Origin of the sequence: Shewanella sp. SM32 (genome assembly GCF_025654235.1) — a bacterium.
Classification (GTDB): Bacteria; Pseudomonadota; Gammaproteobacteria; order Enterobacterales; family Shewanellaceae; genus Shewanella; species Shewanella oncorhynchi.
The window spans coordinates 1-12,693 of sequence record NZ_JAKKRO010000012.1 but is presented as its reverse complement, the minus strand read 5'-3'; the positions used below and the strand labels follow the sequence as shown (position 1 = coordinate 12,693).

General features: G+C 47.7%; 9 protein-coding genes and 1 pseudogene. 8 read left to right on the top strand and 2 right to left on the bottom strand.

Translation table 11 applies throughout. The annotated features are described in order from the left end of the window. The first annotated feature begins 24 nt into the window (after positions 1-24). From L5M10_RS06860 to L5M10_RS06825, 8 genes are all read left to right on the top strand, one after another. Positions 25-1,272: a glutamate-5-semialdehyde dehydrogenase gene (locus tag L5M10_RS06860; RefSeq protein WP_263162568.1), complete on the top strand. Its 1,248-nt coding sequence runs from the start codon at positions 25-27 to the stop codon at positions 1,270-1,272. A gap of 402 nt (positions 1,273-1,674) precedes the next feature. Then, positions 1,675-3,861, top strand: coding sequence for a TonB-dependent siderophore receptor (locus tag L5M10_RS06855; protein ID WP_263162571.1), 2,187 nt, complete (start codon positions 1,675-1,677; stop codon positions 3,859-3,861). Between the two features lie 39 nt (positions 3,862-3,900). Continuing rightward, on the top strand, positions 3,901-4,542 hold the full coding sequence (locus L5M10_RS06850) for a DUF4198 domain-containing protein (RefSeq protein ID WP_263162574.1): 642 nt from the start codon (positions 3,901-3,903) through the stop codon (positions 4,540-4,542). Positions 4,543-4,568: 26 nt separating this feature from the next. Next, on the top strand, positions 4,569-5,618 hold the full coding sequence (locus L5M10_RS06845) for an efflux RND transporter periplasmic adaptor subunit (RefSeq protein WP_263162575.1): 1,050 nt from the start codon (positions 4,569-4,571) through the stop codon (positions 5,616-5,618). Between the two features lie 4 nt (positions 5,619-5,622). After that, positions 5,623-8,790 carry an efflux RND transporter permease subunit gene (locus L5M10_RS06840; RefSeq protein WP_263198075.1) on the top strand — a complete coding sequence of 1,056 codons (3,168 nt, stop codon included), beginning with the start codon at positions 5,623-5,625 and terminating at the stop codon, positions 8,788-8,790. Further along, positions 8,783-9,151, top strand: coding sequence for a hypothetical protein (locus L5M10_RS06835; protein ID WP_168826169.1), 369 nt, complete (start codon positions 8,783-8,785; stop codon positions 9,149-9,151). Before L5M10_RS06840 ends, L5M10_RS06835 begins: the two co-directional genes overlap by 8 nt. Next, positions 9,148-10,737 (top strand): PepSY-associated TM helix domain-containing protein, encoded by a 1,590-nt coding sequence (locus L5M10_RS06830; protein ID WP_263255075.1) that lies wholly within the window; start codon positions 9,148-9,150, stop codon positions 10,735-10,737. The genes L5M10_RS06835 and L5M10_RS06830 overlap by 4 nt, the downstream gene beginning before the upstream one ends. Then, entirely contained in the window at positions 10,734-11,060 is a 327-nt protein-coding gene (locus tag L5M10_RS06825) for a DUF3325 domain-containing protein (RefSeq protein WP_263198071.1), read from the top strand. Before L5M10_RS06830 ends, L5M10_RS06825 begins: the two co-directional genes overlap by 4 nt. Before the next feature lie 195 nt (positions 11,061-11,255). Here the strand turns inward: L5M10_RS06825 and L5M10_RS06820 are convergent, their stop codons facing one another. Then, a complete protein-coding gene (locus L5M10_RS06820) occupies positions 11,256-12,164 on the bottom strand; it encodes a hypothetical protein (protein WP_263173907.1) in 909 nt (302 codons plus the stop codon). A gap of 293 nt (positions 12,165-12,457) precedes the next feature. Next, a pseudogene (locus L5M10_RS06815) lies at positions 12,458-12,693 on the bottom strand (IS4 family transposase); the annotation flags it as partial.

Genomic DNA, 12,693 nt, shown 5'->3' with positions numbered 1-12,693 from the left:
CGAGTAAACATAAGCGGAGTAAATATGACTTTAATCAAAAATTTATCTCAAGAAGCTGCCAAAGCGGCTCTGATCCTCGCCCAAGTTGACGAACAGCTTAAAAATACTGTACTCCTCGATATGGCACGCTCATTACGTGAAAAGTCCTATGAAATCCAAAGCGCAAATTTAATCGACTTACACAGAGCGACCGCCGATAACGTCGGCCCTGCCATGCTCGACCGATTAACGCTAACGCCAGAGCGTATCGAAGCTATGGCGGTAGGCATTGAAACCATCGCCGCCTTACCCGATCCCATTGGCAACGAACGTTATATAGGTCAACGACCTAATGGTTTATCCATCAGTAAGATGCGCGTTCCATTGGGCGTGGTTTGTATGATTTATGAAGCGCGCCCCAATGTCACCGCCGATGCGGGTGCCCTGTGCTTTAAATCCGGCAATGCCGTGATTTTGCGCGGCGGTAAAGAGGCGCTACACAGCAGTAAAATTATCGCCACTATTTTGCAAAGCGTATTGAAACAATACGGCTTGCCCGAGGCGTTAATCACTGTGGTGCCCGACCCAGATCGCGCCCTCATGCTAGAACTGCTGCAGCAACGAGATTATATCGATGTGATCATTCCCCGCGGCGGCGAAGGCTTGATTAACTTTGTGACTGACAACAGTAAAATCCCAGTGATCCAGCATTTTAAAGGCGTGTGTCATTTATACGTCGATAAAGATGCCGATCTGGATATTGCTATGGACTTACTGCTCAACGGTAAAACCCAGCGCACTGGCGTATGTAATGCCCTCGAAGCCCTATTAGTACACCAAGAAATTGCCTCGCAATTCCTGCCTAAGGTAGCCAAAGCGCTGGCCGAGCATAAGGTTAAAATCAATGCTTGTACTCAAGCCGGTGGTTATTTTGAAAACTGTACTTACATGGAAGAAGACGATTTCGGCCAAGAGTATTTAAATCTCGAAATTGCCATTCGCCAAGTCGATCACTTTGACCATGCTATCCAACATATTGCTCGTTTTGGTAGCCAGCACACCGAAGTGATTTGCACCGAAAACGAAGTCACTGCCGCACACTTCCAACGTGCGGTCGATGCTTCTGTGGTAATGGTCAATGCCTCTTCGCGCTTCTCCGACGGCAGCGAACTCGGCCTTGGAGCAGAAATCGGCATCGCGACCTCTAAGCTACATGCCTATGGCCCAATGGGACTCGAATCCTTGACCGCTGAGAAGTATTTAGTCTCAGGCACAGGCCAAGTACGGGCATAAACCTAAGGTGTAAATCACACTTTTAGGCTTAACAAGTCCGCTGGATTTCGATTCAATTGTAAAGATTAAAGGCCACAGTCGGTAACGACTGTGGCCTTTTTGTTGGCTAAATTGACCCTATCCACAACAGCCTGAGTTCCAAGTCGATGCCCTGAAACCGAGTTATAGTAAGGCATGCGCTAAAAGTGCAGATCCCACTGCGACGGCTTATCACAGCTCGCTGACAAGCTATTCGCCAATAAGTTACAACCCAGCTTAAACAATTTACACATTGAGCATATTGCATTTATTTTCAACAAACCTATCATGCGATCGATTCTCATTTGCACCTAAACGCTTTATTTGCACTCAGGATCACCAATCATCATTTAATCTGAAATCGCCTGAAAGGATTGAAATACCATGCCTCCCCTATCTGTTTTAACGTCTTGGCGCTCGCCATTGATCCCTGTACTTCTCAGCACACTTACTCTGACGGTTCAAGCCAATACTGACCCTAAGCAAGATGAGAAAAAAGATACAGAACAGATAGAAAGATTGAACGTGGTAGGAACATACACCCGCGCGGCAATGAATAGCGCCACGGGTTTGTCTATGTCACTCAAAGAAACCCCACAAAGCGTCACTTTGATTACCGAAGAAATGATCAGTGACAAAGGTTTGGTCACTATGGAGTCAGTGTTAAATCACACTCCTGGCGTCACTATGGTGGGCGATGCCTCTGAAAATAGTCAGATTTTCGTGCGCGGTTATGCACTCGACAGCGGTGTCCAAATTGACGGCTTAATCACGACCTCTTCATCCCATGTTTACAGCGGCTCAATTGATCAAGGTTTAGACCCCGTGATTGCCGAACGGGTTGAAGTATTAAAAGGGGCGGCAGGGATTTTAAGCGGTTTAGGTGAACCTTCTGCCACGGTTAATTTTATTCGTAAACGTCCAACGGATGACACCCGCGCCACGGCAAGTGCGAGTTATGGCTCATGGAATACCTATAGACTTGAGGCCGATGTTTCTGGCTGGCTCACGGATTCAGGCAATGTGAAAGGTCGATTCGTCAGTGCGGTGAAGAAAGGCGATTCTTTTATCGACCGCTATCAGCGCGATACCACAGTGCTTTATGGCGTGGTTGAAACGAGTCTAGGCGTAGATACTAGCCTGTCACTGTTTGCGGACTATCAAAAATCGCAAACCGATGGCGTGTATAACTGGAACTCTAATCCCGCATTTTATACCGATGGCACAGCTGTCGATTTCGGCCGCAGTTATTCCAGCTCACAGGACTGGACCCATTGGGACGTGACCCAAAAAAGTCTCATGGCCGAGTTTAAACATAGATTCGATAACGACTGGTCACTTGTCAGTGCCTATCGTATTGCTAACGCCACCATAGACGCATTGGCCTTTTACCCAGGCGATTATATCGTCAAATCAACCGGCGAATTTGTTGGCCCTTGGGGCGATACTTATGCCGCCCAACATGATCGTGAATCCGATACCAACAGTTTCAACCTGTATGCAACGGGTAACTTCGACTTGCTCGGCCGTGAACATAGCGCTGTGATCGGTTTTAACTATGGTGACAACGAGTTCGATAACATCAACACGAACTCCGCCCCCCAACGTCGCTATAACGTTGCGGATCAGGGCAATTACCCCAAGCCTAATATTCCTAATTCCCCCACCAATGGCCAAACCAATGAGCAAAGCCAATCGGGTGTTTACGGCACTGTCCGTGTCAATCTGTTGGATTCACTGAAATTAATGGTCGGTGGACGCGTAAGTAACTGGTCCTACGAAAAGCATGATCTCGTGGGTAACAGCACAGATGCAACCATGGAAAAAACCGGTATTTTCATCCCCTACTACGGCCTAGTCTACGATGTGACCGAGCAGATCGCTGTCTACGCTAGCCGTACTGAAATCTTCAAACCTGGCACCTATTTTGGTGAAGATGGCCAACTGCTCGAACCTGCAGAAGGCACAAACGTCGAAGGCGGCGTCAAGGTCGCGCTGTTCGATGACACGCTAAACATGTCAGCCGCCATCTACGAAACCAATAAAGACAACGAACCCGAGTATGCAGGTAAAGGTCAGCTACCTTCCGGTGACTCTATCTACGAAAGTGTGGATGGGATTACCACCAAAGGCTATGAGTTAGAAATAGCCGGACGTCTTACCGACTTATGGGATATCAGCGGTGGTTATACCCACAACAATGCAGAAGATAAAGATGGCCTACGTCGTCAAACTTATCTGCCCGAAGATATCTTCAAACTCACCACTAAATATAACTTTGAAGACATTCTGCCGGGCATTACTGCAGGTGCAAGCTGGCGCTGGCAGAGCAGCACCTTCTATCAAGGCACTATTTGGGGTGTCGATGGCGCGCCGAATGTGGCTTACCGCCAAACACAATCCGCCTACTCACTCGTTGACTTAATGTTTGGCTACCAAATCACACCTTCTATTTCTATGCAATTGAACATTAACAATATTTTCGACAAGAACTACAACCGTTCACTCTGGGGTTACGCCGACTTTGGCGAGCCACGTAATGCCACACTGTCACTACGTTGGACGCTCTAAAACATAGCCCTAACCCGAAATAACATTAAGGATGATCTGATGAAACAAGCACTTGTAATACTCACTTTACTCGGCGGTATCGCTTTTTCGGCTCAAGCACATGAAGTATGGCTTGAGCGTAATAACGATGGTTCGGTTAAAGTGCAATTTGGCGAACCGGGTTCAGAGCAAGCTTCGGCAGAAGAGTTAGCATCGTTAAGCGCGGCGCGTATTTTCGCCGCCAATGCCAAGACACCGTTAACCGCCACAACGCAGGCCGATCATTTACTGGTCAAAACCCAAGATAGCAAGAGTGACATCAGTTTCTATGCCGATACCGCGTGGCAACCATGGAAAACTGAGACCGGATTGCAGGCCGCAATACTCTATGCCCGCACGGGACAAGAACACACAAAACCGCTGCAAGATTTTGAATTTACGCCAGTAAAGTCAGGCGCTCCCGAGTTTGTACTTAGCTATAAAGGCGCACCACTGGTGAATCATCCAGTACAAGTTTATCGCCCCGGTTTTTGGAGTAAATCTTTCACCACCGATGCCCAAGGTAAATTCGCCCTCGATACCCCAGATGCGGGCCGCTACTTACTCGTCAGTAATCACACCACAGAAGGTAAACAAACACTCGCAGGCAACGAGGTTGATAGCGTTTTACACATCACCACCACGAGTTTTATCACTCAGTAATAATCTTATAATGAGATGGAGTTAACGTGCGTTATTTAATGATAGGTTTATACATGCTGTGTTCTGCAGTCCACGCAAGCACAGCACCTGTAAGAGTCGCCTTGCCCCAAACAGGCAGTACCAATGAACTTTTGCCACTCAGTGGCTCCATTAAATCCGCACGGGTAGCCCGCTTATCTGCACGTACCGATGGCCTAGTCGCCAAAGTGCTGGTCGATGCGGGCTCTAACGTTACCGCTGGCCAGCCTTTGCTCGCACTCGATGACACCTTAGCCATACACCAATTAGCACAGCGTCAGGCCGATGTAATGGCCGCTAAGACCATGCTGGCAGAAAAGCAGCGACTCCTCACCGAAGCGCAAACACTCAGTTCTCAGCAATTATTTCCCGAAACTGAGCGCGCGATTCGTCAAGCGGCGTTAACCGAAGCCGAAGCTAATCTGCAGAGTTTAACGGCGGCATTAGCACACCAAAAAGAGGTGGTCGCCCGCCACCAACTGATCGCGCCGTTTGCGGGAGTGATTTCAAGCAAACAAACTGAAACCGGTGAATGGGTCAATGTCGGCACTGAAATCTTCACCTTAGTATCCCAAGAACAGCTCTGGCTCGATATTCAAGTCCCACAGGAAATGTTCCAAAACATAGCCACTGCAACTCAAGTCGATATTGCCGCAGATATGCTGCCTGAACAGCAGTTTATCGGCCATGTGAATGCACTCGTCCCCGTGAGCGACCACAATGCTCGCAGCTTCTTGGTGCGCTTAACCATTCCTGATGCGAGTGGACTTTTGATGCCCGGCACATCGGCCACTGCGACCTTCCACTTACAGCGGGCGCAACACAGTGTTGTCGTGCCGCAAGATGCGCTAGTCCGTCACCCGGACGGCCAGTTCAGTGTTTTTACCGTGCAAAACAACATAGCCCAACGGCATACCGTTCAAGTGGGCCATACGAGTGCCATCGGGATTGAAATCCTTAGCCCATTACCTAAAGACGCGCCCGTAGTGATCCGCGGTAACGAAAGCCTACAAGACCAACAGCCAGTCTCTGTACTCAACTCTGCAGTAGGAGGTTAGTGAGATGCTGAAGTTTGGAATTAAACATGGCACCTTACTGTCGGTCATCGTCTTGATATTTTGCGTATTGGGCACGGCTGCCGCACTGCGTATCCCAATCCAAATGATCCCCGACTTAGATGTGCGCACCATCAGCGTGGCCACAGGTTGGCCGGGGGCAACACCGCAAGACGTCGAAAAAGAAATTCTACTTGAGCAGGAACGCTACCTGCGCACCCTGCCCAACTTACAACGCATGACATCTTGGGCTGATACGGGTTCGGCATGGATAGAACTCGAATTCCCCCAAAGCACTGAGATAAGCGACGCGCTTATTCGTGTTAGCAATGCGCTCAGCCAAGTATCGTCCTACCCTGAAAACGTCGATCAACCAAGGCTTTACAGCAGTTCATATTCAGACAACGCTTTCATGTATTTCCGCCTCGTGCCTGTCGCGGGGAACCCGCTGAATCTAGACATAGACATGATGCGCGATTTCGCTAACGACTTTATTCGCCCACAAATGGAGCGCGTCAAAGGCGTTTCCTCCGTCACTATTCAAGGCGGCGCTGAACGGCAAATTCAAATACGGCTCGATCCCGCCAAACTCGCCCAACGTGGCATCAGCATTATGGACGTGCGCCAAGCCATTCGAGATCGCAACAAGGACACTTCTGCGGGCGATATCGACAGTGGTAAAAAACGTTATTTACTGCGGGTAATTGGCCGTTTTGAGGATTTAAATCAACTTAAGCAACTGATTTTAAAACGCCAAGGTAATACGAATATTCTGCTGCAAGACGTTGCCGAGATAAAACTCGACCACGCCGAGATCCGAGAACTATCCTTTGCCGAACAAGAACGCACCCTCAGCTTAGCGGTCAAACGGGATGTCGGTTCTAACGTTATCGCCATCAAAGATGCCATGATGCCCGTGATAGCGCAGATCAATCAAAATCAACTCGCCCAGCACGCCATGCAGTTAGAGTTATTCAGTGATGATGTGCGCTATGTGCAAGATTCGGTTGCAAATGTGTGGGTCAATTTAGGCCTAGGAGCCTTACTGGCAACCTTAGTGATGTATCTCTTCTTGCGCTCGAATCGAGCCACCCTGATTGGTGTTATCGGTATTCCGCTATGTACCTTAGCCGCCTTCGTCGGGCTGCTGGTGTTTGATCGCACCATTAATGTCATTTCGCTGGCGGGTGTTGCCTTTGCCATCGGCATGACGGTCGATAACAGCATTGTGGTGCTCGAAAGTATTGAACAAGCGCGCAGACGCGGATTAGAGCGTCTCGAAGCAGCCATAAGTGGTATCTACGATGTCTGGCCCGCAGTATTAGCCTCGACGCTCACCACAGTGCTAGTGTTTGTACCCATTCTATTTATCAAACAAGAAGCGGGGCAACTGTACTCGGATATCGCGATTGCCATCGCTTCATCCATTATCGCTTCTATGCTGGTCGCGGTGTTCATCGTACCCGCCGCTATTGCCCGTTTTGGTTTCGGTAAGATGCACTCGGCGCAGACAAACCAAAGTGAGCCGCCCAAAGCATCACGCATATTGAGCTTAGTCAGCCAACTTGTACTGTCGGCAAGACGCCGCATCTTTGTGATTGTGCTGTCACTCGTCTCGACGATTGGGCTTGCGGCTTGGCTTATGCCTCCGGCCGAATATTTACCCGAAGGCGAAGAACCAAAAGCCTTTACCTCTATGGTCGCGCCGCCGGGTTACAACCTATCCGAAATGGCTAAAATTGCTGAAGAATTAACGACTCAGCTATCCGCGAGAGTCAATGCCGAGGCGGCATCCTTTGAACGTGGTGAGCAAAAAGTCCCGCCACTAAAATACTATACCCTCAGCGTAGGTGTCGGCAGTATTTGGGTGATGAGCGAGCCCGTTCGCAGCCAAGATATGGATGCCATGATGAGCTCACTCACCGCCTTGTTTGAGCAATATCCTGGCATGCGCGCCTATTCATCGCGGGGCTCCATTATTTCCAGCAACGATGGTGGCACCCGCGCTGTCGCCTTGGATATTTCTGGCCCGAATCAAGCCAGCCTCTATCGTGCTGCAGAAGCGGCGTATCAAGCGGCGGAAAAAGTATTTGCCGAACCACAGCGGTATTCAGACCCATCGACCTTGTCGCTAGATCAACCGCTGTGGCAGATTTCCCCTCGCTGGCAACGTCTTGTAGAACAAGATTTTAGCGGCAGCGAGTTTGGCTATGCAGTTTCGGCACTGAGCGATGGCGCCTATGTCGACGAGTTTTTCCTCAATGATAACAAGGTGGATATCTTTCTATTTAGTCTGGCAGGCAATCAACAGAGTCTGTCGCAATTGGCACTCGCGCCGATAGTCACGCCTAAGGGTAATGTACTGCCACTGCAAGCCTTGGCCGACATTAGTGAGCAAATGGATAGCGACAGTTTACGCCGCGTCGATGGCCGCAGAACCGTGACTCTTTACATTATTCCGCCGCGTTCCATTGCGTTAGAAACCGCTGTTGCTAAGGTGCGGGAAGAATTAGTCCCCATCCTCTATCAACAGGGTGCTGTCGGCAAAGATGTCAGTTTGGACATTTCGGGCGCAGCCGATCAACTCGAAGCGACGAAAGCGGCACTCTCCAGCAATTTTCTGGTCGCCGTGTTGATCATCTACTTGTTATTAGTCGCGATTTTTAATCACTGGGGTTATCCGTTATTTGTACTGATCACTATCCCGCTCGGACTTGCGGGCGGTTTAGTCGGCTTACAAGCGCTTAATTATACTGGCAGCTTATTTGCGTATCTTGGCGGCCAAGGTTGGCACCAACCCTTTGATATGATTACTATGCTTGGATTTCTAATCCTATTAGGCACTGTCGTTAACAACCCGATTTTGATCGTGGAACAGAGCCGTAAAAACCTGCAATCGGGTCAGTTTGGTATCGTTGATGCCGTAAAATCTGCCGTCGCCAGTCGATTACGACCGATTCTAATGTCTACCGCGACAACCTTGTTTGGGTTATTGCCGTTGGTGTTATTCCCCGGTGCTGGCAGCGAACTCTACCGCGGCGTTGGCATAGTGGTATTGGCAGGCATTATCGTGGCAACGCTACTCAGCTTAACCTTTTTACCCGCCCTGTTAATCTCTGTGCTATCCCGCACCCACAAGACAAATTCAGCAGAAGTGGCACACCATCATGACTGAAAAAACCAACATGACTCCACCGTTAACACAAAGACTGATGCGCTGGAAAACGTCAGCCATCTGGAGCGATAGCCTGAACATAGGCAATCGCTGCCTCGCAGCAACCTTTGGCGGCTATTTGTTAAGTGCAGTAGCGACTATTTTATTCGCGCAAATCCTGCCGTTATCTCAGGTTGATCGGGTGTTAACCGCCATGATGCTGTCATTTACTGTGTACACCTGCGCCGTGATTTGGGTGTTCAGCGTTAAATCAACATGGCGATACTGGCTGGATTTATTCGCGCTTAGCGGTCTGCTGTATTTAGCTTACCTCGCCGCTAAAGCGTTTGATGCAACAAGCGCTCAAGGGAGTGGATTATGAAAGACTCCTTTTTTCGTTCAATGACTTGGCTACACACTTGGGTTGGATTGCTCACCTGCTGGGTGTTGTTTCTGGTTTTTTTCGCCGGAACAGCGGCCTATTACCGTGCTGAAATCAACCTGTGGATGCAACCCGAAAACCACAGCAGCCAATATGATGCCAATGCGGATAATCAACAATTGATACTCAAGGGCCTCACGTCCTTGGCACAACAAGCGCCTGACGCTGAGTCATGGTGGATTTACTTGCCCACACAACGGATGCCATTACTGACCTATGCATGGAGCGATCCCACCGCTGAAGGCCAGCGATTTGGTGATTATCATCAAGGCTTTATTAACCCTGCAACAGGTGAAGCCTTACCTAAAGCACGGGAAAGCCGAGGGGGCGACTTTCTCTATCGACTGCATTTCGACTTGTACTACATGAGTGTGCTCACGGCGCGTTGGATTGTCGGCTTTTGCACTATGTTCATGTTGGTCGCCATCATCAGCGGGATAGTGATCCACAAACGTATTTTTAAGGATTTCTTTAGTTTTCGCCCCGGAAAAGGCCCGCGCTCTTGGTTAGATGCCCATGTCGCCAGCTCAGTTCTCGCATTGCCCTTTCATCTTATGATCACTTATACCGGCCTAGTGACCCTGATGTTTATGTATATGCCATGGGGACTTAACACGCAATATGGTGATGAAACTCAAGCCTTTTATTCGCAATGGAAACCAATTTACCAAACTCCCGCCGCCACTGGCACGCCAGCCACTATGCTCGATAGTCAGAGTTTACTCAGTGCGATTCACAGTGTCGTGGGTGAGTCGCCACTTGAAGGCTTGCAGTTTGATAATCTCAACGACAGCAATGCCAGCGTAACAGTCAAAATCGCCCCTGAGCACAGCTTAAATCAGCAAGCGCCTTGGTATCACTTGTCTACTGTGACAGGTGCTGTTTTGGCGCAGTCGGCTGTGACTTCGGGAGCGAATCAAACCCAAAGTGCCATGATAGCCCTGCACAGTGGTCGCTTTGCAGGCCAAGGCCTACGTTTACTGTATTTACTGGCGGGATTAACGGGCTGCGTGATGATCGCCAGCGGCGCGATTATGTGGGCCGATAAACTGGCACAAAAGCAGCTTAAAAAAGATAAGAATCATAGCGGGCTCACGCTAGTGAACATGTTGAATCTCGCCACCTTTGCTGGCCTGCCCATTGCGTTAGCCTGTTATTTTTATGCCAATCGACTCTTACCCGTCACCTTTGCGGATAGAGAGAACTGGGAAATCCATTGTTTCTTTATCAGTTGGGCGTTAGTCGCACTGCTCGCTTGTTTCAAACGAGATAAACAAACATGGCAACGACTCTTTTTACTCACATCCTTGCTTTATGGCCTGCTACCTCTGCTCAACGCCATGACTTCGCAGTATCAGCTGATAAGCAATCTACAGCGCCAAGCCTATGTTCTCGCAGGATTTGATCTCATGATGCTCGGACTTGCAGCGCTGTTTTACATGGCAGCCAAACGCTTGCGTAGCCCTAAAAAAGTGCTGGCTACACGGGTAGCCAAAGCGACGACAGAATTAGGAGTTGAATCATGACAGCCACAGGCGAATTGTTAACCTGTTTTATCGCCATGGGGCTGTTGGCATTATCTTATTTTAACCACCACCGCGCCGTGCGTAACCGCCCGTTAACCGATGCACAGGCACGCGGATTTCGCACCGCTGGTACTGCAACGCTCGTCCTGTGCTATTGGCTTGCCAGTCGTCATTACGGCCCAGCGTACGCCAGCGTATTACTGCTCGGCTGGGTGTGTTTAAGTTCGATAATCCTAGTGATTTTACTCAGTTACAAACCACGCTGGTTACAGCCCATATTGCCCGCCAGCACCGTAGTGTGTTTGCTCGGTTTGTTGTATTAAGTCAATCATAACCGAAACTAAGATGAGTTAGGCTTGATAGCAAATCGCAGAGAGTGAGGTGGATAGCCAAACCCTAATCCAATATGATCATACTGAAAATGATTAAGCACTCACACTCCAAAGACAAACAGCACTTTTATTTTATAAGAAATATCCCTATAAGTTAGACGGCTACAAATATTTAACAAACACATCCTACTGATACGGTATGTGAGTAAAGCGTTTGAAATTTAATGAGTGTAAGTTCTTTTTTTGCAGATGCTCAACTACACTAAACCATTCAACGTGTAGTGAGAATAAACTTACTCCTTGTTCAGTATCAACAACGTTGATATCACATAATGAGCTACTATGTTCTAACCCTATCTGACGCCTCTTCAAGTTAATTACTTCTAAACTTTTTTCCATATAATCCTTTATTAGCTGTCTACTCTTCAAATGCATTTCTGAAATTGCGTAAATATAACCATCCATAATTTGATGCAAATCAATTTTTTCACCATATTTTAATAACATCTGTTGTGAAAAAATACCGCTATCGATTAGCTTTTTCTTAGCAAGTGGCACATGAAAAATAGCAACACTTTGATTATCTTCTGGACTCCAGCGAACACCTGTAGTGAACGTTTTTACGGGCAACGAAGCATGCTGTACATAATTCCTTAATTTGCATCCAAAAATATAATCAGGATTATTCTTTGATATATCTTGTCGATGCTTTTTAACCTCGTCGTGACTACTTTCTGAAGCAGTAATACTTTTAACGAATGATTTCTTATCCCCATCATGAAAGTGGCGATCAAGATATAGTTTACTGAAGTTTAAAACATTGAAATAAAGGCGATTTAGCTTACTACGATTATTATGATTCTTTATGTAATCATATTTAACACTGTCAGAAATAGCTCTGACACTCATTTCATACATTGTAGACTTAGCTTCAACATAGGATTCTATTACCTGATCATATAATTCTTCATGGTCAAGTATTTTAGATAGAATCTCTCTAGCATTACTCAACTCTAAATATTCACAATCACTTAGCTTTGCCTTATGGGTTTTCAGCAAACTGTCGCTCACTATACTAAAGTGTAATTCTTTCAATCTATCAACCTTGATGATGCTATTTATTAACTCAACACATTAGATACGTTAGTAGTATTAAGTCAAATAACAAATCATTCTGATGTGGACATTAATATTAAAAATAAAAAATAAAACAGGTAGTTCTCAGCTGGTCCTAACCCCGGCTCAATTCCGCAGAATGTAACTCCCCAAAAAATTACCATAAAAGTATATATATCTCACTATGGTCGCTCATGTGCATCCATGCACTTCACGACATTCAGACATCCTGCCTATCAAATAGCGAGCTAGCTTTCACCTGAAGGATCCCCTCATAAATCAGCCATAGCATAGCCATATTTGAGCAACTGATTGGCGAATAATACCCAGGCCGCCAGCAATTCTTTCTCCGTGATTTGATAATCAGGCCGCCTGAGTACCTCCAATCCCAAGCGAATCGTTGAGAGTACCGTTCGATGCCCAATGGTATTGGCCTGAAAATGCTTATCCCAGCCCTGTTGCTGTGCGTGTAAACCAACTAGCCACAACAGGCATTGAACCATCAACC

What these genes read in the sequence shown, in the direction of transcription:
- L5M10_RS06855 (WP_263162571.1), top strand. Translation starts at nt 1,675, where the DNA reads ATGCCTCCCCTATCTGTTTTAACGTCTTGGCGCTCGCCATTGATCCCT.
- L5M10_RS06860 (WP_263162568.1), top strand. Translation starts at nt 25, where the DNA reads ATGACTTTAATCAAAAATTTATCTCAAGAAGCTGCCAAAGCGGCTCTG.
- L5M10_RS06830 (WP_263255075.1), top strand. Translation starts at nt 9,148, where the DNA reads ATGAAAGACTCCTTTTTTCGTTCAATGACTTGGCTACACACTTGGGTT.
- L5M10_RS06840 (WP_263198075.1), top strand. Translation starts at nt 5,623, where the DNA reads ATGCTGAAGTTTGGAATTAAACATGGCACCTTACTGTCGGTCATCGTC.
- L5M10_RS06825 (WP_263198071.1), top strand. Translation starts at nt 10,734, where the DNA reads ATGACAGCCACAGGCGAATTGTTAACCTGTTTTATCGCCATGGGGCTG.
- L5M10_RS06850 (WP_263162574.1), top strand. Translation starts at nt 3,901, where the DNA reads ATGAAACAAGCACTTGTAATACTCACTTTACTCGGCGGTATCGCTTTT.
- L5M10_RS06835 (WP_168826169.1), top strand. Translation starts at nt 8,783, where the DNA reads ATGACTGAAAAAACCAACATGACTCCACCGTTAACACAAAGACTGATG.